We start from the raw sequence: 23,613 nt of genomic DNA, 5'->3' as shown, positions 1-23,613 counted from the left end.
TGAACGTTTCTTCCAGTTCTTCTAGCCGGCCCGTTCGATCGACTCGATCGTGACGTCGGCGCGGTCCGCGCCGTGCGCGTCCGCGTCGATCGAGCGGCGCAGCGCCTCGTGCAGCCGCGCCGGGGTCAGCACGCCGAGGAAGTGATCGCCGTCGACGACGGCGATCCACCCCGCGTCGTACTGCAGCATGGCGCTGAACGCCTGCTTGAGCGTCGCGCCGATCGGCACCCACGCCTCCATGCGGCGGGCGTGGTCACGGACCGTGGAGCCCTTGCCGAGCAGCGACTCGACGGTGATCCAGCCGTGCAGCGCGCCGCCCTCGCCCAGGACGACCGCCCAGCGGGAGCCTTCCGCGCGCATCCGGGCGGCAGCGGTCTCCACCGGGTCGTCGAGCCGTACGGTCGGCGGCTGCTCCAGGTCGGCGGGCTGGATCTCCGTCACCGACAGCCGCTTGAGCCCCCGGTCGGCGCCGACGAAGTCGGCGACGTACGGGGTGGCGGGCGCGCCGAGCACGGTGGCGGGTGTGTCGTACTGCTCGACACGGCCCTCGCCGTAGACCGCGATGCGGTCACCGAGCCGGACCGCCTCCTCTATGTCGTGCGTCACGAAGAGCACGGTCTTGCGGACGGTGGCCTGCAGCTTCAGGAACTCCGACTGGAGCCGCTCGCGCACCACGGGGTCGACGGCGCCGAACGGCTCGTCCATCAGCAGCACCGGCGGGTCGGCGGCCAGTGCGCGCGCCACTCCGACGCGCTGCCGCTGGCCGCCGGAGAGCTGGTCGGGGTAGCGGTCGCCGTAGACGGACGGGTCCAGGCCGACGAGGTCGAGGAGTTCGGCGGCGCGCTCCCTGGCCCTGGCGCGCTTCCAGCCGAGCAGCGCGGGCACGGTCGCGGTGTTCTCCAGCACGGACTTGTGCGGGAACAGGCCGACCTGCTGGATGACGTAGCCGATCCGGCGGCGCAGCTTCACGGGGTCGATGGAGGCGATGTCCTCGCCGTCCACCAGGATCCGTCCCGAGGTCGGTTCGATGAGCCGGTTGACCATCTTCATGGTCGTCGTCTTGCCGCAGCCGGACGGCCCCACCAGCGTGACCAGTTCCCCTTCCGCGACCTCGAACGACAGGTCGTCGACGGCGGTCGTGCCGTCCGGGTACCGCTTGGTGACGTTCTCGAATCGGATCATCGGTGCCTGGAATCCTCACTGACGGGTTCTTACGACCGTACTCTCCCCGAGTTCCGGCCCGGAATTGTGGCGGGAGTATTGCAGCTGTGGGGCGGGCCGGCCTGATTGTCGTACCCGCCGGATAGGGTCGGGCCACGTGCCGACCGCAGGGCTGTTGTCGGACGAATGTACGGACCGGAGCGGGGGAGGTGAGGGGCATGGCGAAGCGGAACTGTCTGGTATCCAACGACTGGATCTGCGGTGAATACCTGCGCACGCGCAGTCATGAGCTGACCGATGCCACCGTCCAGCACCTGTGGATCACAGCGGTGTCGGTGGCCATCGGGCTGCTCATCGCGTTCCCGGTGGCGTTGGTCGCGCGGCGCTGGCGGCCCCTGGCGGGCCCCGTGCTCGGGCTGGCCACCGTGCTGTACACGGTGCCCTCGCTGGCCATGTTCTCGCTGCTGCTGCCGGTCTTCGGCATCTCCCCGGCGGTCGTCATCACCGGCCTGGTGCTCTACTCCCTGACGATTCTGGTGCGCAACATCATGGCCGGCCTGGAATCCGTTCCGGAGGACGTCCGAGAGGCCGCCCGCGGGATGGGGTACGGGCCGCTGCGGCTGCTGTTCGCCGTGGAGCTGCCGCTGTCGCTGCCCGCGCTGATGGCCGGCCTGCGGATCGCCACCGTCTCGACGGTGGCGCTGACCACGGTCGGCGCGATCATCAACTACGGCGGCCTCGGCAACCTCATCTACACCGGGATCGACACCATCTTCAAGGCGCAGGTGCTCGCCGCCTCGGTGATCTGCGTGGCCATCGCCATCGTGGCCGACGTGCTGCTGCTGGGTGTGCAGTGGCTGCTCACCCCGTGGGCGCGGAGCAGGAAGGCGGCCTGATGAACGCGGTATCCGGAGCCTGGGACTGGCTGAACGACAGCGCCAACTGGCACGGTACGGACGGTGTGTGGCACCGGCTGGGCGAGCATGTCTACTTCACCGTCGTCTGCCTGGCGCTGGCCTGTCTGATCGCCCTGCCGATCGCCATCGTCCTCGGCCACCTCGGCAAGGGCGGGGCGCTCGCGGTGAACATCTCCAACGTGGGCCGCGCGGTGCCCACGTTCGCGATCCTCGTCCTGCTGATGTTCGCGATGGGCTCGGACACCGACTGGCCGACCATCATCGCGCTGGTGCTGTTCGCCGTGCCGCCGCTGATGACCAACGCCTACGTCGGCATGCGCGAGGCCGACCGCGATGTCGTCGAGGCCGCCCGCGGCATGGGGATGACGGGCAGTCAGCTGATGTTCCGCATCGAGCTGCCGCTGGCCTTTCCGCTGATCTGGACGGGTGTGCGGTCCGCCGCCGTCCAGGTGGTGGCCACCGCGACCATCGCCGCCATGGCGGGCGGCGGCGGCCTCGGCCGGATCATCACGGCCGGCTTCAACCGGCAGATCACCGCGCAGGTGGTGGCGGGAGCGGTCCTGGTGGCAGGACTGGCCCTGCTGATCGAGGGAATCTTCATCGCGCTGCAGTGGTTGCTCGACCCGATGCGGCGCCGTCGCCGCTCCCGGACCGGCAGCGTCGTCCCCGCCCCGGCTCCCGCGACCCCCGCGACACCCTGACCGTCATGCCTTTCCTTGCACTGTGGATGGAGAACCGATGAACCCGACGCTGCGCGTCACGATGGTGGCCGCTGCCGCCGCACTGCTCCTCACCGGCGTCACCGGCTGCGGCGGCGACAGCCTGGAGAAGTCCGGCTCCGACACCGCCTCCCCGTCGTCCGGGGAGAAGAAGGGCGCGCTGGTGATCGGCTCCGCCGGATTCACCGAGAGCACGGTGCTCGCCGAGCTCTACGCGCAGGTCCTCAAGAACGCCGGTTACTCCACCTCTGTACAGACGCTGAAGAACCGCGAGCTTTATGAACCGGCCCTGGAGAAGGGCCAGATCGACATCGTTCCCGAGTACGCGGCGACGCTCGCCGAATACTTCAACACCAAGGCGAACGGTCCGAAGGCCGCCCCGGTGGCCTCCGCCGATGTGACGGCCACGGTGAAGGCACTCACCACCTTCGCCGAGCCCAAGGGCCTGAAGGTCCTCGACGCCGGTCCCGCCATCGACCAGAACGCCTTCGCCGTCAACAAGGACTTCGCCGCCGAGCACAAGCTGAAGACCCTCAGCGACCTCGGTGCCGCCAAGGTCGCGGTCAAGCTGGCGGCCGGCGACGAATGCCCGGACCGGCCCTTCTGCTCGCCGGGCCTGAAGAGCAAGTACGGCATCAACATCACCGGTATCGACCCCAAGGGCGTCGGCACCGTGCAGTCCAAGCAGGCCGTCAAGGACGGCACCGACCAGCTGGTGCTGACCACGACCACGGACGCCACGCTCGACCAGTTCAACCTGGTGCTCCTGGAGGACGACAAGAAGCTGCAGAACGCGGACAACCTGCTTCCCGTGGTGAATGCCAAGGACGCCGGCTCCGCCGATATCGCCACCGTCCTCGGAAAGCTCACCAAGGCACTCACCACCGCCGATCTCACCGACCTCAACCAGAAGGTCGACGCGGAGCGCCAGAAGCCGGCTGATGTCGCCGCCGCGTATCTGAAGTCGAAGGGTCTGATCACGGGCTGACGGGGCTGAAGCCAAAGAGCTGACGCGGCTCAGGCCAAAGGGCAGAGGGCTCCGGCCCGAGGTCCGGCGCCGCCGGCCGGCCCGACATCGGGCCGGCCGGCGGCGCCAAGATCCATAGCCGGGTCGGGGCGGGCTGCGGAGGGCATTGCGGAAACACATGGTGTCGATCCGGATGCCCTCCGTATTCATCGCGGCATCCATTGCCGGGGAGACGGCGATAAATCGGACCCCAGGCCCCACGCGTCCCCGTCGCACGCTAGTTTCGAGCCATGCCACGAGGACGCCACCGCCATTCCCCCCCGCTGCACCGGCTGCTGCCCCCGCTGACGCTGGCCGGGTCCGCGGTGGCCTGTGTCGCCGCCGCCTGGATCAGTTCCGATCCGATGGTGCTGCGCGCGGTCGTCGCGGCAGCCGCGGCGGCCGCCTGCGGCGGCGCGGTCATGGCACGCACCTGGGACCGGGCCGCCGGCCGCCGGGTCGCCGACCTCACCACCGCCCGCGCCCGTGACGAATGGCACGCCGACGAGCGCATAGCCGAGCTCGAAACGGACCTCGACGAGTCCCGCGAGCTGCGCGTGCGACTGGACACCAAGCTCAGCGCCAAGCGCGCCGAGCTGGCCCGGCTGCGCACCGAACACGCCGATCTGCTCCGCCGTTACGCCACCGCCGAGAGCGAGCGGGCCCGCGCCCTCGAAGGCCGCCGCCAGCTCGCGCTGGAAGCCGCCAAGGCTCCGCTGGCCATCACCTCCTCACCCGTCGGCCCGGCCGCGTTCAAGAAGGCGGACGAGGCGCTCCTCAACCTCGGCCGCAACGCCGCCCGCCAGCAGGCCCTGCGCACCGTCGAGGAGGCCAGGCGCCGTGACGCGGCGGCCGCCGACAGCGCGGGCAACGGCGACGACGAACCGCAGGGACGGCACGCGGCGGCCGAGGCCGCCGAGCCGGCCACGACGCACACCCGCCCGGACTCCACGGGCCCCAGGACCGCTGCCAGCCTGCCGATCCGCGAGCACCGCCTCGTCCCGGCCGTGGCCGCCGCCGTACTGCCCTACGCGCAGCCGCACCGCGCCGGCGGGTCCGCCAGCCGCGCGCTCGGCGGCTTCGACTTCTTCGGCACCCAGAAGCCCGGCGCCGCGGGGGAGGACCTCGCGGACGTCGTCGGCGAGGAGGCGTACGCGGAGCACGAGGCGCAGCTCGCGGCCGAGGTCATCGATCTCACCGAGCACGACGAGACCGAGCAGATCGACGTCAGCGGCCTGCGCGCGCACTCGTCCTGACGCCCGGCCCGGCCGCCGGCCCCGCGCCGGCCACTCGCCGAGCTACGTGTCGAGCTACTTGTCGACGTCCCCGACGACGAAGAACATCGAGCCCAGGATCGCCACCATGTCCGCGAGCAGGGTGCCGGGCAGCAGCACCGTCAGCGCCTGGATGTTGTTGTACGACGCCGAGCGCAGCTTGAGCCGGTACGGGGTCTTCTCGCCCTTGGAGACCAGGTAGTAGCCGTTCAGCCCCAGCGGGTTCTCGGTCCACGCGTACGTGTGGCCCTCCGGCGCCTTCAGCACCTTCGGCAGCCGCTGGTTGATCGGGCCCTGCGGCAGTTCGCCGAGCCGGTCCAGGCAGGCGTCCGCCAGGTCCAGTGCGTTGTGGGTCTGCGCGAGCAGCACCTCGAAGCGGGCCAGGCAGTCGCCCTCCGTGCGGGTGACGACCTCCAGGGTGTCCTGCAGCTCCGCGTACGCCAGGTACGGCTCGTCGCGGCGCAGGTCGAAGTCCACGCCCGAGGCGCGGGCGATCGGCCCGCTGACGCCGAAGCCGTGCACCGCCTCGGCGGACAGCGTGCCGACACCGCGGGTGCGGCCGCGGAAGATCTCGTTGCCGAGCACCAGGTCGTCGAAGCGGCCCATCCGGGACCTGACCTGCGCGACGGCGTGCCGGGCGCGGCCGAGCCAGCCGTTCGGCAGGTCCTCCTTGAGGCCGCCGACCCGGTTGAACATGTAGTGCATGCGGCCGCCGGAGATCTCCTCCATGACGTTCTGCAGTTCCTCGCGTTCCCGGAACGCGTAGAAGACGGCGGTGATGCCGCCCAGTTCCAGGGGGTACGAGCCGAGGAACATCAGGTGGTTGAGCACCCGGTTCAGCTCGGCGAGGAGGGTACGGGTCCACACCGCGCGCTCCGGGACCTCCATGCCCAGCATCCGCTCGACGGCCATGACGACGCCCAGCTCGTTGGAGAACGCCGACAGCCAGTCGTGACGGTTGGCCAGCATGATGATCTGGCGGTAGTCCCGCGCCTCGAACAGCTTCTCCGCGCCGCGGTGCATGTACCCGACGACGGGTTCCGCCGTGATGATCCGCTCGCCGTCCAGCACGATCCGCAACCGCAGCACTCCGTGCGTGGAGGGGTGCTGCGGGCCGATGTTCAGCACCATGTCGGTGCCCTCGGCCTGGCCGCCGATGCCGATCGTGGTCTCCGTCATGGACGGCATTCTGTCAGCCCGCCCTCCAACCCCGCTTGCGGGCGGCCGGTTGCGTCAGTCCCCGGCCGGACGCGTCCCCGACCCCGTCGCCGGACCCGTCTCCGGCCCCGTCGGAAGCAGGCCGTGGCAGGCGTCGCCGACGGGGGTGGCGAGCCAGCGGAAGGCGCCGAGGCCGCCGGGGTCGATGAGCTCGGCCGCCTCGCCCGCGGCGGCGAGACCGCGCAGATAGCCGCGGGGGTCCGTGGAGGCCAGGGCGAGCGGCGGGCGGGCCCCGGAGACGCCGAGGGCGCGCAGGGCGGCGCGCTGGGTGACGAGGGGGGCGCCGCCACCGACGGCGTCCAGCGCGACGTGCGAGGTGAGGTCGCAGGAGCCGTCCGGCACCGGCGGCACCTCGCGGCCGTCGCGGAAGCCGGTGAGGGTGCCGTACGGGGGCCGCGCGGCCCGTTCGTGCGCGTAGTCGACGGCGACGGCGAGCCCGGCGTCCAGCGATCCGGCGGCCGCCGCCCAGGCGGCGTCGCGGGGGAGCCCGATCTCGGCGCGGGCGCCGGGCGTCCCGGCGATCGGCCACCAGCGCCGCAGCCAGGCCGCGTCCTGGGCGCTCAGCGGCCCGCCGGGGCGCTCCCGGCCGTCCGCGGGGCGGACGAGGACGTAGCGGGGCTCGCCCGCCTCGTCGGTCTCGGCGATGTCGACCGGGATGTCGTCGAGCCATTCGTTGGCGAACAGCAGTCCCCGCACGCCCCGCGGCGGGGTGGCGGCCCAGTGGATGCGGTCGTCGAGCCCGGCGGGGCGCGCGGACCGTTCAACGGCGTACGGCGCGACCCGGGCCGCCACCTCGTCCGGCAGGGCGGCCAGGACCCCGGTCAGCAGCTCGGCGGACCCGGCGCCGACGTCGACCAGCGCCAGCGCGTCCGGCCGGCCCAGCGCCTCGTCCACCCGCAGCAGCAGGGCGGCGACGGCCCGTGCGAAGAGCGGGGAGGCGTGCACGGAGGTGCGGAAGTGGGCGGCGGGCCGTTCCCGCACGAAGAAGCCCCCCGGCCCGTAGAGAGCGCGTTCTGTGGCGTCCCGCCAGCCGGGCCATGCGGAGCCGTCCTCGTCGATCACGGGACCACCGTAGGACGTGCGTCGTGTCACAGGGGAACCGGAAGTACCTGGTGATGCGTCGAAGGCCAGAGCGGGCAGTCCCCTGACCCGGGTAGGGTTCCGTGGGTCAAACATGTCCGCCCGCGACGCCGCGGAAGCGAGAGCGCAGGCCTTGTGACCGCGCCGCGGACTAATCGATCATGAGCCATGGGTGCACCGCGCTGCGATGGGCATGTGCCATTAGGGAGTGAACAGCGGATGACGGCCGGCAATAACGGCGCCTCTGAGAACGACGACCCCTTCGCGTACCTCTACCGCTCCGAGGGCGGCGAGGGCGAGAGTTCCGGGGTGGCCCCAGAGGGCGCGACGGTGGCACAGCCGGGCGTGCCACGCACGTCGTACAACCAGGTCCAGCGGGTCGGCGAGCGCCGCCCACCGCAGCAGGGCGGCTACGGCTACCCGCCGCAGCAGCCCCAGCAGCAGCCCGGCTACGACCAGGGCTACGCGCAGCAGCCGCCCCAGCAGGCACAGCCGCCCCAGTACACGCAGCAGCAGACGCAGTACACGCCGCACGGCGGCGGCAGCGGCGGCGGGTCGCAGGGCCCGAACCGCAAGGGGCTGCTGATCGGCGCAATCGCGGTGGTCGTGGCGGTCGCCATCGGCATCGGCTTCGCGATGACGCAGGGCGGCGGCAAGAAGGACGACGCGAAGGACAAGCCGTCCACCCCGCCGTCCTCCAGTGCTCCCGTCACGCCGAGCCAGTCCGCGAGCGCCCCCGACAAGTTCGCGTCCAAGGTCGTGGACGCCGCCACGCTGACGCTGTCCGGCGGCGCCGCGCAGACGAATGCGATGCCGGGCGCGAAGGCGGCCGGCGGTACGTCCGTGGGCGGTCTGAACGCCGTCGGCGCGAGCGCCACGTACACCTTCGAGGTGCCGAAGGACGGTGCGTACACGCTGTTCATCAGGTTCGGCAACGTCGGTGAGGACGCCGGTCTCACGCTCAGTGAGAACGGCAAGCTCCGCACCGGCCCGATGAGCATGCACAACTACACGGGTACGGCCGACTGGTCGAAGGCGTGGGCGACCACCTATGTGTGGGTGGATCTGAAGAAGGGTTCCAACACCCTTGCCCTCACCTGCGCGCCGGGCAACAAGTGCGGCGTCAACCTCGACCAGGTGTGGATGAAGGAAGGCCAGGTCAAGAAGTAGCGCGCGGAACGGCCGTCACCTCGACGCGCCCGAGCAGCTCTTCGTACGCCGCCCGGTCGAACGCGCCCGCCGCGGGCGCCGGTACGGTCGCGGCGGACAGCGCGACCGCGCGGGGCCGGCCGGCCCGGCCGGTCCAGTCCCTCGACGAGGCCGGAGAGCGGTCCCGCGACGGCCGGGTCGCCGGCGCCCGTCGGGTTGCCCGTGAGCCGGCCCGGCGGCACCGCCCGCCACGTGGCGTCCTCCGTCACCGCCAGGACGCCCTCGGCGCCCGGTGAGGCCGCCCACGGCCCGTGCACCGCGTCTGCGGGCCTCCTCGGCGGCGTGGGCGGGCTCCCCGGCGGCCTCAGGAGGGCCGGACGATCCATTCGCCCTTGCGCATCACGCCGACCAGGTCGTACGAGGCGTCGAGCACCACCAGGTCCGCGTCCTTGCCGGCCTCCAGCGAGCCGATCCGGTCGTACTGGCCGAGCAGCCGCGCCGGGTTGGCCGAGATCGCCCGCACGGTGTCGGCCAGGGACAGCCGGTCGACGGTGACGGCGCGCTTGAAGGCGGTGTCCAGGGTGAGGGTGGAGCCGGCGATGGAGCCGTTCTCGACGAGCCGGGCGACCCCGTCCTTCACCTCGACGGCCATCGGGCCGAGGTCGTAGTGCCCGTCCCCGAACCCGGCCGCGTCCATCGCGTCGGTGATGAACGCGACCCGGTCCGCGCCCGCGCTGCCGAAGGCGAGCTCCAGCACCGCGGGGTGCAGATGCGTGCCGTCGTTGATCAGCTCGACGGTGACCCGCTCGTCCTCCAGCAGCGCCGCGATCGGGCCGGGGGCACGGTGGTTGAGCGTGGGCATCGCGTTGAACAGGTGCGTGGCGACGGTCGCGCCCGCCTCGATGGCCTCGATCGTCTGCTCGTACGTCGCGTCGGTGTGGCCGATGGCGGCGATCACGCCGTGCTCGACGAGCAGCCGCACCGAGTCCAGACCGCCGGGCAGTTCGGTGGCGAGGGTGACCATCTTGGCGGTGCCGCGGGCGGCGTCGATGAGCTTGCGGACCTCGGCCGGGTCGGGGTCGCGCAGCAGCGACTCCATGTGCGCGCCCTTGCGGCACGGCGAGATGAACGGGCCCTCGAAGTGGATGCCGGCCAGGTCGCCCTGCTCGACGAGCTCCGACAGCAGCGCCGCGCGCTGCGCCAGGACGTCCATCTCACCGGTGACGGTCGACGCGACGACGGTGGTCGTGCCGTGCTCGCGGTGGGTGCGGACGCCGGTGAGGATCTCCTCGGGAGTCCCCGAGGTGAAGGAGGCCCCGCCGCCGCCGTGGTTGTGGATGTCGACGAAACCGGGAACGACCGTGTACCCGCTGAGGTCGACCGTTCCGGCCTCGGCGGACTCGTCGGCCACGATCCGGCCGCCGTCGACGGTCACCCGGCCGTTCTCCACGACGCCGGACGGCAGCACCACACGGGCACCGGTCAGTACCGTGCGCTGCGTTGTCGTTACGGGGGCCATCAGGCGGTTACCTCCACGGAGAGAAGATCCCAGGCGAGCAGACCCGCGCCCAGGCATCCGGCGGTGTCCCCGAGGGCGGCGGGGACGATGAGCGGCAGCTTCTGGAACGTGATGCGTTCCTCGACCGCCGCGCGCAGCGGGCCGAAGAGTGTGTCCCCAGCTTCGGCCAGACCGCCGCCGATGATGAGGACCCGGGGGTCCAGAAGAGTGAGGCCGGTGACCAGGCCGTCGGCGAGCGCGTCGATCGCGTCGCGCCAGACGGCCAGCGCGCGCGGGTCGCCGGATTCGACGGCCTTGGCGCAGTCGGCGGCGGACGTGTCGTCGGTGGCCTCATCGCCCAGGGCGGCCGCCCACGCCCGGGAGACGGCCGAGGCGGAGGCCAGCGTCTCCAGGCAGCCGCGCTGCCCGCAGCCGCAGAGGGGTCCGCCGGGCCGGACGACGATGTGACCGATCTCGCCCGCGTAGCCGTGCGCGCCCGCCTCGATGCGGCCGTCGATGCCGATGGCGCCCGCGATGCCGGTGCCCAGCGGGAGGAAGAAGAACCGGTCGGCGCCGTTGCCCGCCCCGATGCGGCCCTCGGCGAGACCGCCGGTGCGCACGTCGTGCCCGAGGGCGACGGGGATGCCGCCGAGCCGTTCGGAAACGAGCGCGCGCAGCGGTACGTCGCGCCAGCCGAGGTTGGCGGCGTAGACGGCGATGCCGGCCGTGTCGTCCACGATCCCGGGCACGGCGACGCCGGCCGCGGCGGCGGGTTCGCCGAACTCGCGGATCCCGTGGTCCCGCAGATCGGCGGCGAAGCCGAGGATGGTGGCGATCACGGCCTCGGGGCCGCGTTCCCGTCCGGTCGGCCGGCGCGCCTCATGCAGAAGCGTGCCGTCCTCCCCGACCAGGGCGGCCTTCATTCCGGTACCGCCCACATCGAGCGCGATGACATGTCTCACGCAGGACAGTGTCCCCTCTACTCAGGGAAAGGTCTAGTCCACTTACGCCATGAAGATCACCCTTCGGGCCCTGGCGAATCGCCTGTTCTGCGGGCTTCCATCCCTTATGTCCCCGCTGTTGGGGAAGGGTGTTGCCGAAGCGAGACAGCCGTGGTGTAGACCTTGGGTGGGCAGCGCGGGCAGACTCGGGCACTTGACGCCCCCGGAAACGCGCGGGGGCGGGCGCATGAAGCGGATGAAGGCGGTAGGACAACGGTGCACCGGCGACGACTCCTGGGCACGGCGGCAGCGGGTATCGCAGCGGCGCTGGCTCTGACGACACTCAGTGGATGCGGTGGCAGCAGCGCCCTCGGCGGTGACGTGACCCTGCACATGGTCGCGGCCGACTACGGCACCGACGCGGCCACCAGCTCCAAGAAGTACTGGGACGAGCTCGGCCGTGCCTTCGAGGCCAAGAACCCCGGCATCAAGGTGGACATCCAGGTCATCGACTGGGACCACGTCGACACCAAGGTCGCCGAGATGGTCAAGGCCGGCAAGGCGCCGGACATAGCCCAGATCGGCTCCTACGCCGCCTACGCCTCCAAGGGCCAGCTGTACAGCGCCGACGAGCTGTTCCCGATCAGCACCCAGGCCGACTTCATCCCCTCCCTGGCCACCGCGGGCGAGCAGAACCGCACCCAGTACGGCATCCCCTTCGTCTCCAGCTCCCGGATGTTCTTCTACAACCAGACGCTGTTCGACGACGCGGGCATCAAGGACGCGCCCAAGACCTGGGCCGACATCGCGGCCGACGCGAAGAAGCTCAAGGAACACGGCGTCAAGATGCCGTACGGGCTGCCGCTCGGTCCCGAGGAAGCACAGGCCGAGTCCCTGATCTGGATGCTCGGCAAGCAGGGCTCGTACACCGACACCGTCGGCAGCTACACCCTCGACTCCCAGCCGAACGTCGAGGCGATGGAGTGGCTCAAGGACAACCTCGTCCAGCCCGGCCTGACCGGCAGCGACCCGGCCAAGACCAACCGCCGCACCGTCTTCGACGCCTTCCTGGCCGGCAAGGCCGGCATGGTGAACGGCCACCCGACGCTGCTCAAGCAGGCCCTCGCCAAGGGCATCAAGGTCAAGGCCGTGCAGATACCCGGCGACGGCGGCACGATGGCCGAGACCCTCGGTGTCGCCGACTGGATGATGGCCTTCAAGCAGAACGGCCACCGCGGCGAGATCGGCAAGTTCCTGCAGTTCTCCTACAGCCCGGAGAACTCGATCAAGTTCCTCGACGAGTACGGGCTGCTGCCGGTGACCAACTCGGCGATGCAGGCGATGCGCAAGGACCCCAAGGACAAGGACCTCATCAAGTTCATCGACCTGCTGCCGTCCGCCCAGTTCTACCCGGTCGACAAGACCTCCTGGGGACCGGTCAGCGACCAGATGAAGAAGGTCCTCGGCGGCGCCGTGCACGCCGACCCCAAGACCGTCCTCAGCGATCTGCAGCGCTTCGCCGAGAACCAGGACGCGGCGGAGAAGGTCAAGTAGTCATCGGTCACGTTGCCGCCGGTGACACAGTCACCGGACACCTTGTCGCCGGTCACGTGGAGGAGACGCGGGTGGAGAGCGAGAACGGGAGCGGGGGCCTGACGGGCCAGGACCGGGCCGTCCTCGACCTCGCCGCCCGCACCTGGGCGGGCCCCGGGGCGAAGGAACGCGCCATCAGGGAGCAGCTGGGCATGTCGGCCACCCGCTACTACCAGCTCCTCAATGCCCTCCTCGACGACGCCCGGGCACTCGCCCACGACCCGGTGACCGTCAACCGGCTGCGCCGCGCCCGGGACACCCGCCGCGATGCGCGCTGACGCGGACGACGCACTGAACGCGCGCATGCTCCCGTGTGCCCGTTCGTCGCCCGCCACCACCCTTCCAACGAAGTGCTTCGCACGCCCCCTCCTCTGCCCCTCCTCCCCTCGGTAGGGTCGGGGGCATGAGCAGTCACCTGCTGACCTCGTCCACGTCCGACGGCAAGGAAGGGCTCGCGGCGTTCCTCGCGAACCCCGAACGTGCTGTGGTCGCCCTCGATTTCGACGGCACCCTGGCGCCGATCGTGCCCGACCCCGAGAGCGCCCGCGCCCACCCGGGCGCGGTGCCCGCACTCGCCCGGCTCGCCCCTCACCTGGGGGCGGTGGCCGTGATCACCGGCCGCCCGGCGGGCGTCGCGGTCCGGTACGGCGGCTTCGCCGGCGTGCCGGGACTGGAGCGGCTCGTCGTCCTCGGCCACTACGGCGCGGAACGCTGGGACGCGGTCAGCGGCGAGGTGAAGTCCGCGGGCGACCACTCCGGCGTCGACGCGGTACGGGCCGAGCTGCCCGGCTTCCTCGACCGGATCGGCGCCTGGCGCGGCACCTGGATAGAGGACAAGGGACGCGCGGTCGCCGTCCACACCCGCCGCACCGAGAACCCCGAAGCCGCGTTCGAAGCCCTCCGCGACCCCCTGAACGAACTCGCCGCCCGCCACGGCCTCATCGTCGAGCCCGGCCGCCTCGTCCTGGAGCTGCGGCCCCCCGGCATGGACAAGGGCGTCGCCCTCGCCTCCTACCTCCGCGAGGCCGACGCCGGCTCGGTGCTCTACGCCGGCGACGACCTCGGCGACCTCGCCGCCTTCGGCGCCGTCGAACGCCTCCGCGGCGAAGGCCTCCCCGGCATCCTCGTCTGCAGCGGCACCGCCTCCGGCGAGGTCCCCCCAGAACTCGTCGCCCGCTCCGACCTCGTCGTCGACGGCCCGAAGGGCGTGGTGGACCTCCTCAACGCACTGGCGGACGCGCTGGGGTAACGGGGGCGGCGCAGCGTCGCCGATGGGGTAGAGGCAGGTTCCGGCTTCCTCACTGCGGCCGGGGTACCAGCCGGCCAGTCGCAGTACCCGGTCGGTCTCCGCCGACCAGCGGGTCCCGATTTCCGCGCTCAGAACTGTCCGCCTGATCGCAGTCTCCGGGCGATCTCCCAATCCTCGGCCATGGCACTGAGGCGGATCGGAGTCCTGGTTTCATCGAGAACTACTACGTGAAGCTCCGTTCCGGCTGACGGCAGGTCTCCGCCATCCCGCCATGCCGGAATCTTCGTATTGTCGATGAGGCCCTCCTCGCCATCCCCCAAGGCGACGATCAGGCCCCAGGGACGGGCCGACACCACCCGTACGTCCAGTTCTTCGTGCACGGCCACCGTCATATCAGCTGCCTCCACTCATCGGCATCCAGGTGCGATTCCTGGTGAGTTCATTGAACCGGTCGAGTCTGGCCGCCGGGATGGCGAACTCGATGCGTGGCTTGCCGCCCGGGCCCTTCCAGTCGTATCGGTGGATGCAGTCCTCGAACTCGGTAAGGAACTTGGGGTCCATGTCGTAGCGGACCATGCCGTCGGCGTAGCTTCCGATCCCCTGGTACTCCGCGGCGACACTGTGCTCGCCGAAGTAGGCCTTCCCATCGGTGTCGGGAGTGGGCCGGTGATTGGCAGGATTCGGGCCGTGGGCACGCTCGTACGCCTCGTCAACCTTCTTCGGCGACCGGTAGATGGGGAAATCGTCGCAGGCCAGGCCGAGCGGATCTGTCCACGAGAGCGGGTTGCGGATGTACGCGTAGGGATCGGGTGCCGGCAGCAGGCCGAGAGGGTCCGGCGTCTGATAGCGGGCCGTCTCCGGCGCATAGTAGCGGTGAAGGTTGTAGTGCAGACCGCTCTCGGTGTCGAGGTACTGCCCCGGGAACCGCAGCGGACAGTCCGCCCCGGCGCCGCTTCCATCCTCGGCACCGGTCTCGTCGTGCTCACCCCGAGCGGGTACACCCCACACCGTGGCCCGCGATCTCCACGCGATGTGTCCACGGGCGTCGACCATCTCGGTGGGGGTGCCCACCGAGTCGGTGACGATGGCGTAGAAGCGCTCGTCGATCTCGTCCTGGGGCGCGTCCAGGACATCCCGGGGCGACGAACGGTCGGTCTGGGTCATGGCGCGATGCGACGCGGGATCCCATTCCCAGGTCGTGATGCGGCTCGCCCCGCCAGCGTCGGATCCGGCAACGATCCGCTCGGCGAGCCGCGTCCCGTCCCAGGTGAAGTCTGTACGCTCCAGCACCGACGTCCCGTCCACGGCGATCCGGTGTTTGCCGATACGTCGGCCGAGCGGATCGTAGAGGTAGCGCCACCGCGCGCCATCGGGTGTGATGAGGGAGGTCAACTGGTTGTCGCCGTTCCAGGCGTACGTCCACGTCCGACTGCCTCCCGACAGCAGTTTCCGGCTCCGCCTGACGACGCGTCCGAGGTCGTCGTAGGTGTAGTGGTTGCGGCCCGCCCTGCGGACCAAGGTGCCCTCGAAGGCACGGTCGCCCTGCGCGTCCGATTCCCCGGGCCACGCGGCATGGGTCAGGTTCCCGGCCGCGTCGTAGGCGTACTCCTCACGCCAGCCGGCACCATGCACAGCTGTGACCCGGCCGGCCGGGTCGAGGTCGAAGCGCCGTGTGCCGGTGTGAAGATCCTCGATGGCAGTGATGCGGCCATCGGACCTGTAGCTGTAGGCGCGCTGTTGCAGGAGGCGCTGTGCGGAGGGACCGGAGGAGCTGAAGTCCGTTCGGGTGAGGTCCTGGGAGACGAGGCGGCCGTTCGCGTCCCAGGCATGTGTGAGGCTGATGGTGTCCGACAGGTGCCGCTCGGTCTCCCGCCCGGCGTGATCGTGGGCGAAGGAGAGGGTCCGGCCTGCGGTGTGCAAGGACACCGGACGGTGACCGGCATCGAAGTCCCACGTGCCCACGACCCCGGAGGGAGTGCTGCGGCGTGTTCGCCGGCCCAGTACGTCGTAGTCGTTGGTGAGGGTCCGACCGTTGCAGGATTCACTGAGGACGCGTCCGGCTGGGTCCAGTTCGAAGGCGAGTTCCGCGTCGGAATTGGTGGTGCGTACGATCCGGCCGAGCGCGTCGCGCTCGAACACGGTGATGGAGTCACCCGTGCGCCGGTCGACGATCCGGCCGAGTTCATCCCGTCCGTAGAGAGTGGGCGGACCGGTGTCCGGGGAACGCCGGACGAGCCTGCCCGACGCGTCGTACAGATAGTCCAGTGTCCTGGTGTTGAAGTCGGTTTCGCGAATGACGCGGCCCGCTTCGTCATGGGTGTAAGACCAGGTCAAGCCTTGCGCGTTGACGACCTCTGTAAGCCGCAGCTCCGTGTCATAGCTGAACTCCAGTCGGGAACCGTCCGGTTCGGTGCGCGCGCGGACCAGGCCGAAGTGACCGATCTCGTACCGGGTGGTGCTGCCTGTCGTATCAGTATGGGCAACCAGGTTGCCCTCGTCGTTGTACTCCCAGTGCTCGGCGCTGCCGTCCGGCAGCACCCGGCGCCGAGGCCGGCCCTCGTCTCCCCACTCCAGGACTGTGGACGCACCTCCCGCGTCGGTGACGCGAGCGATCCGGCCGTCAGGATCGCGCTGATACCGGGTCACGGCGCCCAGCGCGTCGGTGACCGCCACCGGCAGCCCGGCATGGTCCGTGTCGATGTACGCCGTGGATCCGAGCGCGTCCGTGACCGATATCAGATGCCCTTGATCATTGCGGCCGTACGTGGTCGTGGCGCGAACGGGGTCCGTGACGGTCAGCAGGTTGCCCCGCTCGTCGTAACCGCGCTCCCAACAGGAACCATCGAAGTCCTTGACGCGGACCGGAAGCCCCAGGTCGTTGTACTGCGTGGTGGCGGTCGCTCCGTCCGGACGGGTGACCGTGACCGGATTGCCGGCGGAGTCGTACTCGTAAAGCGTCGTGCGGCCGAGTGGGTCGGTGAGCGACAGCAACCTGTCCTGGCTGTCCCAGGAACGCAGCGTGAGATTGCCCAGCGAGTCGGTCTCCGAGACGAGTTGATACGCCTCGTTCATCGTGAACGTCTTCGCGTGGCCGAGTGAGTCCGTCACACGAGTAGTGCGCGTCTCATCGTCATAGGCCAGCGAGCCGGACAGAAACCCGCCGGAGCCCTCGGCGCGGACGCACCTGCCCTGGTCATCGTAGGAATACGTGTAGGCGGTGTCGCTCCGGTCGGTCCAGCCGGTGATCCGGCCTTCGGCATCGTAGGAGAAGACGAGTGGATGTCCCGTCGCGCCGTACGCCTTGATGAGACGGCCCGCGTCGTCGTACGCGAAGCGCTGAAGAACGGGCCTGTCCGAACCGCCCAGCAGGCGAAGTTCCGTGATGCGGCTGTTCGTCGTCTCGACCTGAACCCGGTAGCCCGCGCTGTGCCGGATCTCGGCGAGTGAGCCGTCGTCGGCGTGGTCGAAGTCGATGCGGTTGCCATTGCGATCCGTCAGAGTCCGGAGCGGTAGCTCCATGGTCTGTGGATCTGTCGGGGGCAGCTTCGGCCCGGACGGATCGAAGTGCAGTATGTGACCGGCCGCGATGTCCGTGATGGTGATCGGGCCGCCAGGCGTGCCGTCCCAGGCCAGCGGCCACTGCGGTCCCACGACGGGCAGGGTCATGCCGTTGGACACCGGGACCGGGTAGTACAGGGTCGACCCGTCTTCGGCGTGGAAGATCACTCCCTGGTCGTCGATCACCAACCGCTGATCGACGGTTGAAGCCCAGGACGCTCCGAACCGCCGACCCGCGCGATAGGACGACACGTGCACGCGTTTCAGCAGGAACGGCAGCACGCCTGGCAGGGACACATCCGCCTGGACCAGCAGAACGTCGCCAGTGGCGACATCGATCGGGTCGAGTTCGCACGGCTTGCCGTCGAGGGCCTTCCCCTCCTTGCGGAGTCCTGACAAGCCCTTCCGGAAGGCGCCGGCGAGGTCGCCGAGGTGACTGCCCATGCCCTTCATCAGCTTCGGCAGGCTCTTGGCCATCTTGAGCAGGCCGCCGGCGGTGGTGAGGCCCTTGAACATCGGGATGCAGTCCAGGGCGGCGAACGCCACATCCCAGAGCGATGCCTTGCCTTGCGCGTATTTGACGAGGGTGTCGGCGAGGACGACGAGGGCGGCGGCCAGCACGATCCAGGCCAGCGGGCCGCCGATGATCATGACGACGATGCCGAGGACGGCGACGATGACCTTGCAGACGGCGACGATGTCGTCCCAGTGGTCGGCGACCCAGTCGACCGCCTTCTCCCACCAGTGCTTGTTCTTGATGCCCGCGTCCGACGCCTCGTGCAGGGCGTGCTCCGCGGTCGACGCGGCGGTGTCCCGCAAATGGGCCGCCTGAGCGGCGAGCTCCTTCGCCGCGTCCAGGCGTTGCTGGGCGTCGTGGACGGCGGTGTTGGCGGACTTCTGCGCGTTCGAGGCGTCCAACGCGTTGCGGGTGGCGGTGCGGACCTCATCGGCGGACGGCGGCTCCACGCCCGGCTTCGGGTCGGCCTGGTACTCCTTGGACTTGTCCCCGGCGCGTTTGACCCAGTCGTTCGCGGTGCCCTGGGTGGTCTTGGCGGCGTCCAGGTCCTGCCGGGCGGTACGGCCCTGGGCCAGCGCGCGGTCGGCGTCGGCCTGCGCGGTCTCCAGCTTCGGCCAGTACGTCTCCAACGCCCCGGACGCCAGCCGGTAGGACTTCTCCAGCTTGGTCAACTCGCCCGGCAGATCCCCGAACTGCTCCCGGTAGGCGTCCCCCGCCAGCCCGGCCCAGTCCTGGACCGCGTTGTTGCCGCTCAGGCCCTTGACCGACCGCAGCGCCGACGAGACATCGTCGGCGAAGTCGCCCAGCTTGCGGGCGAGTTCCTTCACCTCGAACGGATCACCCGGCACCGGATCCCGGTCCAGATCCAGCACATGCCAATCCGTCGGACGATTCGCCACGCTTCTCCCCCGTGTGTGGTCAACTCCGCTTCGATTCTTGCATTCTGGAAACGCGGGGCGACCTGGGGGAGGAAAGTTGTCGACGCTCTGTTACGCCGCCGTCCGGATCCGGCCTACTCCAGCGCGGACAGTTGCGCCAGGAACCACTGCTCCGGCGGCAGTGCCGTCGCCGCTGCCGCGAGGCGCTTCGTTCGCTCGGCGCGCTCGTCGTTCGGCATCGTGAGGGCGTCGTGCAGGGCGCGGGCCGTGGAGCGCAGGTCGTACGGGTTCACGACCAGGGAGTCGTCGCCGAGCTCCTCGAACGCTCCCGCCTCGCGGGAGAGGACCAGCACGACCCCGTCGTCGGAGACGACCGGGATCTCCTTCGCCACGAGGTTCATGCCGTCGCGGATCGGGTTCACCAGTGCCACGTCGGCCAGACGGTACGCGGCCAGGGAGCGCGCGAAGTCGTCCTTGACGTGCAGGAGGAGCGGCTGCCAGTCGGCCGTGCCGAAGTCCGCGTTGATCTCGTCGGCGACGCGCTGCACTTCGGCGGTGTACTCGCGGTACACCGCGAGATCGTGCCGCGACGGGTAGGCGAAGGCGATGTGCACGACGCGCTCGCGCCACTCCGGGTGCTCGGTGAGCAGCTGCCGGTACGCGAGGAAGCCGCGCACGATGTTCTTGGAGAGCTCGGTGCGGTCGACGCGGACGATCGTGCGGCGGCCGGGGCCGATGTCGGAGCGCAGGGCGGCCAGCCGCTCCTCGACGTCGTCCCGGTGCGAGCGCTCCCGCAGGAAGTCGGCGTCGGCGCCGAGGCCGTGCACGCCGATCCGGGTGGTGCGGCCCTCGTGGGTGACGGTCAGCTCCCCGGCGGCGTCCTGGCCGACGTCCGCGCCGAGCACGTCCGCGCAGCAGGCGGCGAAGGCCTCGGCCCACCGCCGGGTGAGGAACGCGGCGCGGTCGGCGCCGAGGATGCCGGTGAGGAGCTGCGCGCCGATGTCGTCGGGCAGCAGGCGGTAGTAGTCCGGCGGCGCCCACGGGGTGTGCGAGAAGTGCCCGATGCGGAGGTCGGGCCGGCGCTCGCGCAGCATCGCGGGGGCCAGCGACAGGTGGTAGTCCTGCACGAGGACGGTGGCGCCCTCCGCGGCCTCCTCGGCGAGCGCGTCCGCGAAGGCGGCGTTGTACGTCTCGTAGGAGGCCCAGTCCTGCCGGAAGTCCTCGTCGAAGAGGGGTTCCAGGTGGGTCTGGAAGAGCAGGTGGTGGACGAACCACAGCACGGAGTTGGCGATGGAGTTGTAGGCGGCGGCGAAGACGTCCGGCTCGATGCCGAGCATGCGCGTCTGCGCGTCGCCCTCGCCGCGGCGGACCGCTTCGCGGTCGCCCTCGCTCATGGCGGCGCACACCCAGACGGCGCCGGCGTCGGGGCCGATCGCGCTGAGGCCGGAGACCAGCCCGCCGCCGCCGCGCTTGGCGGTCAGCGTGCCGTTCTCTCCGAGGGTGTACGAGACGGGCCCGCGGTTGGAGGCGACGAGGATCGGGGCTGCGCGGTGAGCGACCATGCCGCCAGCCTAGCCACGTGTCCTGCGACGCAAACGTGGTGGCGGCTTCGCCGCGGGGGTGGATGCGGGGCCGGGCCCTCCGGGAGGGGGCATCGGCGGTTCAGCCCGTGCGGCGTGCCTCGCGGTGGGTCGTGTATTCGGGGATGGTGATCATCGGGGGGCGTTCCTCGGCCGCCACCTGGTGGGTGCGGGGGGCGAAGCCGCCGTCCGGGCCCCGGTCGAACTGGGTGAGGACCGGGCGGACGAGCTGGCCGCGGGCGAGGCGGACCTGGGCGGTGCGGTAGATCGTCGCGGCCATGCGGCCGAGGGCCTGGCCGTCCTGGTGGCGGTGGTGGCGGACACCGACGTCCACCTGGGCCAGCGCGTCGAGGCCGACGGTGTTCAGGGCGTCGATGAGCATGCCGAGCTCGACGCCGTAGCCGACCGGGAAGGGCAGCCTCTCCAGCAGGGAGCGGCGGGCCGCGTACTCGCCGCCGAGGGGCTGGACGAAGCCCGCGAGGAGGGGCCAGTGGAGGTTGAGCAGGGGGCGGGCGACAAGCTCGGTGACGCGGCCGCCGCCGGCCGGCACGATCGTGTCGCCGGTCTCCAGCGGGCGGTCGTACATCGCCTTGACCAGCTGGACGCCGGGCTCGGTCAGGAGGGGCCGATGATTCCGTAGACGAAGCGGGCGTCGAAGTCGCGCAGGTCGGCGTCGATGAAGCAGACGATCTCGCCGCTCGTCACCAGCAGTGACCGCCACAGCACCTCGCCCTTGCCGGGCACCGCGGGCAGGTCGGGGAGTATCTCGTCGCGGTGCACGACCCGGGCTCCGGCGCGCGCCGAGACCTCCGCCGTACGGTCCGTGGAGCCTGAATCGAGCACGATCAGCTCGTCCACCAGGGGCACGGGACCGCTCATGAGCTCGTCGCGGATGGTGCGGACGATCGCACCGACCGTGGCCTCCTCGTCGAGGGCGGGCAGCACCACGCTCACCGTGCCCCGGTCGCCCGCGGAACGCTTGGCCGCGAGCAGCCGGTCGAGGGGCCGGTCGGCGGCGGACCAGGACCGTCGATCGAGCCAGCGCTCCACCTCTTGCAGCACGTGCCTGACTCCCTGATGTGTGTGTCGGGGGCGGAATCCACCCCGTGTGGGGACCCGCGTGACCCATCTCGCGGTTCGGACGACTATCTCAAGTGTCCGGCTCGTCGGTTACAGTCTTGAACAACGCGAGTGACCACCGCATGCCGGGGGTCACCACGGAAAACAAATGCCCGGGTGAGAGCCCGGTGCCACAGCGCTCATCCAGAGGGACTGAGGGAACGGCCCGCAGAAGTCCCGGCAACCCTCCCGCCACATCTCGTCGTCGACGACGCGAGGCCAGGTGGGGAAGGTGCCAATTCCGTCTCGTGGCGATCGTCGCCGCGGGGAAGATGAGGAGAAAGGGCCTCGCCGTCATGGCTGTGCAGACCATCGACAACACCACTGAAGCCACCCCGGACACCGGACCCGCTTTCGGACCCGCCGTAGCGCTCTCCTGCCGCGAGTGCGGAGAACGCGTTCCGCTCGGTCCGGTCTTCGCGTGCCAGGAGTGTTTCGGGCCGCTCGAAGTGGCCTACGACCTCCCCACCGGTGACCCGGAAGCGCTGCGCAAGCAGATCGAGTCCGGCCCGGCGAACATCTGGCGCTACGCGCCGCTGCTGCCCGTTCCGGCGGACGTGGTCGACAAGCCCAATCTGAACCCGGGCTGGACCAAGCTCGTCAAGGCCGACAACCTGGCCCGCGAGCTGGGCGTCACCGGCGGCCTGTACGTCAAGGACGACTCCGGCAACCCGACGCACTCCTTCAAGGACCGCGTCGTCGCCATCGCCCTGGAGGCCGCCCGCACCTTCGGCCTCACGACGCTCTCCTGCTCCTCCACGGGCAACCTGGCGGGTGCCGTCGGCGCCGCCGCCGCCCGTGCCGGGTTCCGCTCCTGTGTGTTCATCCCGCACGACCTGGAGGCCGGCAAGGTCGTCATGGCCGCGGTGTACGGCGGCGAGCTGGTCGGCATCGAGGGCAACTACGACGATGTGAACCGGTTCTGCTCCGAACTGATCGGCGACCCGATCGGCGAGGACTGGGGCTTCGTCAACGTCAATCTGCGTCCGTACTACGGCGAGGGCTCCAAGACCCTGGCGTACGAGATCTGCGAGCAGCTCGGCTGGCGGCTGCCGGACCAGATCGTCATCCCCATCGCGTCCGGATCGCAGCTCACGAAGATCGACAAGGGCCTGCAGGAGCTGATCAAGCTCGGGCTGGTCGAGGAGAAGCCCTACAAGATCTACGGTGCGCAGGCCGAGGGCTGCTCCCCGGTCTCCGCGGCCTTCAAGGCCGGCCTCGATGTGGTGCGCCCGGTGAAGCCGGACACCATCGCCAAGTCGCTGGCGATCGGCAACCCGGCCGACGGCCCGTACGTGCTCGACATCGCCCGCCGCACCGGCGGAGCGGTCGAGGACGTCACCGACGAGCAGTGTGTGGCCGCGATCAAGCTGCTGGCCAGGACCGAGGGGATCTTCGCCGAGACCGCGGGCGGGGTGACGGTCGGTGTGCTGCAGAAGCTCATCGAGACCGGTCAGCTCGACCCGGCCCTGGAGACCGTCGTCCTCAACACCGGTGACGGCCTGAAGACCCTCGACGCGGTCGCTCCGACCACCGGCCCGACCGCCGTCATCCGCCCGACCCTTGCCGCGTTCCGAGAGGCTGGCCTCGCATGAGTGCTTCTGTTCGTATTCCGACCATTCTCCGCACCTATACCGGCGGCCAGTCGGAAGTCCCGGCCGAGGGTTCGACGCTCTCCGAGATCCTTGAGTCGCTGGAGAAGAACCACACGGGTATTTCGGCGCGCGTTCTCGACGACACGGGCAAGCTGCGTCGCTTTGTGAACGTCTATGTGAATGACGACGACGTGCGCTTTTCCGAAGGTCTGCAGACCTCGGTTCCGGACGGCGCGAATGTCTCGATCATTCCGGCGGTAGCCGGAGGCTGACCTCCGTCCCTACCCAGCCCCGCGTGAACTCATGCACCGCCTCATGCCCCGTCCACCTGTGGTGGGCGGGGCATCTGGGTGGGGGCGGTAGTTGAATCGAGGTACAGTTGCGGTGGACTCCCGCCCGGCCCCTGACGCGGCTCGACGATTTATCGCCAAATTCGCGAGATGATTGTCGTGTAGGCGAAGTATGTCCGGTCCGAGTTGCCCCGGATCCTTATTGTTCCTCCCCGTATTTCCGATCAGTCGTGCCTGGAATTCTCGTCGGATTGACCTGTTGCAGAGGGCA

The 23,613-nt window shown here is 70.3% G+C and carries 18 protein-coding genes, 2 pseudogenes and 1 riboswitch; of the genes and pseudogenes, 10 read left to right on the top strand and 10 right to left on the bottom strand.

Going from position 1 to position 23,613, the window contains the following annotated elements; all coding sequences use genetic code 11:
• Nucleotides 1-21: 21 nt before the first annotated feature.
• On the bottom strand, nucleotides 22-1,182 hold the full coding sequence (locus LNW72_RS18625; RefSeq protein WP_250976449.1) for a betaine/proline/choline family ABC transporter ATP-binding protein: 1,161 nt from the start codon (nucleotides 1,180-1,182) through the stop codon (nucleotides 22-24).
• 197 nt (nucleotides 1,183-1,379) lie between these two features.
• Here LNW72_RS18625 and LNW72_RS18620 point away from each other — a divergent pair, with 197 nt between their 5' ends.
• The 4 genes from LNW72_RS18620 (at nucleotide 1,380) to LNW72_RS18605 (ending at nucleotide 5,059) form a co-directional block, all read left to right on the top strand.
• The gene (locus tag LNW72_RS18620; protein WP_250976448.1) at nucleotides 1,380-2,057 is read left to right on the top strand and encodes an ABC transporter permease; all 678 of its coding nucleotides are present in this window, start codon (nucleotides 1,380-1,382) and stop codon (nucleotides 2,055-2,057) included.
• Nucleotides 2,057-2,779, top strand: a complete 723-nt coding sequence (locus LNW72_RS18615) for an ABC transporter permease (RefSeq protein ID WP_250976447.1) — start codon at nucleotides 2,057-2,059, stop codon at nucleotides 2,777-2,779. Before LNW72_RS18620 ends, LNW72_RS18615 begins: the two co-directional genes overlap by 1 nt.
• A 61-nt stretch (nucleotides 2,780-2,840) precedes the next feature.
• Nucleotides 2,841-3,785: an ABC transporter substrate-binding protein gene (locus tag LNW72_RS18610; RefSeq protein WP_374117412.1), complete on the top strand. Its 945-nt coding sequence runs from the start codon at nucleotides 2,841-2,843 to the stop codon at nucleotides 3,783-3,785.
• A 269-nt stretch (nucleotides 3,786-4,054) separates the two neighbouring features.
• Nucleotides 4,055-5,059 (top strand): hypothetical protein, encoded by a 1,005-nt coding sequence (locus tag LNW72_RS18605; protein WP_250976445.1) that lies wholly within the window; start codon nucleotides 4,055-4,057, stop codon nucleotides 5,057-5,059.
• A 54-nt stretch (nucleotides 5,060-5,113) separates the two neighbouring features.
• Here the strand turns inward: LNW72_RS18605 and LNW72_RS18600 are convergent, their stop codons facing one another.
• Both LNW72_RS18600 and LNW72_RS18595 read right to left on the bottom strand, forming a co-directional pair.
• A complete protein-coding gene (locus tag LNW72_RS18600; RefSeq protein ID WP_250976444.1) occupies nucleotides 5,114-6,265 on the bottom strand; it encodes an NADH-quinone oxidoreductase subunit D in 1,152 nt (383 codons plus the stop codon).
• Nucleotides 6,266-6,310: 45 nt separating this feature from the next.
• On the bottom strand, nucleotides 6,311-7,354 hold the full coding sequence (locus LNW72_RS18595; protein ID WP_374117411.1) for an SAM-dependent methyltransferase: 1,044 nt from the start codon (nucleotides 7,352-7,354) through the stop codon (nucleotides 6,311-6,313).
• Nucleotides 7,355-7,594: 240 nt separating this feature from the next.
• On the opposite strand from LNW72_RS18595, the gene LNW72_RS18590 reads away from it, so the two are divergent.
• On the top strand, nucleotides 7,595-8,545 hold the full coding sequence (locus LNW72_RS18590) for a carbohydrate-binding protein (RefSeq protein WP_250976442.1): 951 nt from the start codon (nucleotides 7,595-7,597) through the stop codon (nucleotides 8,543-8,545).
• Here the strand turns inward: LNW72_RS18590 and LNW72_RS42090 are convergent.
• The 3 genes and pseudogenes from LNW72_RS42090 to LNW72_RS18580 form a co-directional block, all read right to left on the bottom strand.
• Nucleotides 8,535-8,878 (bottom strand): annotated as a pseudogene (locus LNW72_RS42090) (PfkB family carbohydrate kinase); the annotation flags it as partial. The gene LNW72_RS18590 and the pseudogene LNW72_RS42090 overlap by 11 nt on opposite strands.
• A 10-nt stretch (nucleotides 8,879-8,888) precedes the next feature.
• Nucleotides 8,889-10,043: an N-acetylglucosamine-6-phosphate deacetylase gene (nagA, locus tag LNW72_RS18585; RefSeq protein ID WP_250976441.1), complete on the bottom strand. Its 1,155-nt coding sequence runs from the start codon at nucleotides 10,041-10,043 to the stop codon at nucleotides 8,889-8,891.
• On the bottom strand, nucleotides 10,043-10,984 hold the full coding sequence (locus LNW72_RS18580; protein WP_250976440.1) for an ROK family protein: 942 nt from the start codon (nucleotides 10,982-10,984) through the stop codon (nucleotides 10,043-10,045). The genes nagA and LNW72_RS18580 overlap by 1 nt, the downstream gene beginning before the upstream one ends.
• 255 nt (nucleotides 10,985-11,239) lie before the next feature.
• Between LNW72_RS18580 and LNW72_RS18575 the strand changes: the two genes are divergently transcribed.
• The 3 genes from LNW72_RS18575 to otsB all read left to right on the top strand — a co-directional run bounded on the left by LNW72_RS18575 (nucleotide 11,240) and on the right by otsB (nucleotide 13,805).
• Nucleotides 11,240-12,517, top strand: a complete 1,278-nt coding sequence (locus tag LNW72_RS18575; protein WP_250976439.1) for an extracellular solute-binding protein — start codon at nucleotides 11,240-11,242, stop codon at nucleotides 12,515-12,517.
• Nucleotides 12,518-12,588: 71 nt separating this feature from the next.
• Entirely contained in the window at nucleotides 12,589-12,834 is a 246-nt protein-coding gene (locus tag LNW72_RS18570; RefSeq protein WP_250976438.1) for a DUF3263 domain-containing protein, read from the top strand.
• Between the two features lie 125 nt (nucleotides 12,835-12,959).
• The gene (otsB, locus tag LNW72_RS18565) at nucleotides 12,960-13,805 is read left to right on the top strand and encodes a trehalose-phosphatase (RefSeq protein ID WP_250976437.1); all 846 of its coding nucleotides are present in this window, start codon (nucleotides 12,960-12,962) and stop codon (nucleotides 13,803-13,805) included.
• Nucleotides 13,806-13,933: 128 nt separating this feature from the next.
• Here otsB and LNW72_RS18560 read toward each other — a convergent pair whose 3' ends face one another.
• The 4 genes and pseudogenes from LNW72_RS18560 to LNW72_RS18545 form a co-directional block, all read right to left on the bottom strand.
• The gene (locus tag LNW72_RS18560; protein ID WP_250976436.1) at nucleotides 13,934-14,197 is read right to left on the bottom strand and encodes a hypothetical protein; all 264 of its coding nucleotides are present in this window, start codon (nucleotides 14,195-14,197) and stop codon (nucleotides 13,934-13,936) included.
• Nucleotide 14,198: 1 nt separating this feature from the next.
• A complete protein-coding gene (locus LNW72_RS18555; RefSeq protein WP_250976435.1) occupies nucleotides 14,199-18,779 on the bottom strand; it encodes an RHS repeat-associated core domain-containing protein in 4,581 nt (1,526 codons plus the stop codon).
• A gap of 113 nt (nucleotides 18,780-18,892) precedes the next feature.
• Complete coding sequence (locus LNW72_RS18550; RefSeq protein ID WP_250976434.1) at nucleotides 18,893-20,320, bottom strand: trehalose-6-phosphate synthase; 1,428 nt, start codon at nucleotides 20,318-20,320, stop codon at nucleotides 18,893-18,895.
• A gap of 100 nt (nucleotides 20,321-20,420) precedes the next feature.
• Nucleotides 20,421-21,400, bottom strand: a pseudogene (locus LNW72_RS18545) (glucosyl-3-phosphoglycerate synthase).
• Nucleotides 21,401-21,594: 194 nt separating this feature from the next.
• Nucleotides 21,595-21,736: riboswitch (SAM riboswitch) on the top strand.
• 17 nt (nucleotides 21,737-21,753) lie between these two features.
• On the opposite strand from LNW72_RS18545, the gene thrC reads away from it, so the two are divergent.
• Nucleotides 21,754-23,052 carry a threonine synthase gene (thrC, locus tag LNW72_RS18540; protein WP_250976433.1) on the top strand — a complete coding sequence of 433 codons (1,299 nt, stop codon included), beginning with the start codon at nucleotides 21,754-21,756 and terminating at the stop codon, nucleotides 23,050-23,052.
• On the top strand, nucleotides 23,049-23,324 hold the full coding sequence (locus LNW72_RS18535) for a ubiquitin-like small modifier protein 1 (protein ID WP_138355904.1): 276 nt from the start codon (nucleotides 23,049-23,051) through the stop codon (nucleotides 23,322-23,324). The genes thrC and LNW72_RS18535 overlap by 4 nt, the downstream gene beginning before the upstream one ends.
• The last annotated feature ends 289 nt before the right edge of the window (nucleotides 23,325-23,613 follow it).

Origin of the sequence: Streptomyces sp. RKAG293, from assembly GCF_023701745.1 — a bacterium.
Classification (GTDB): domain Bacteria; phylum Actinomycetota; class Actinomycetes; order Streptomycetales; family Streptomycetaceae; genus Actinacidiphila.
Note: the sequence above shows the minus strand (reverse complement) of the source record. Positions and strands in the feature narration are given on the sequence as shown.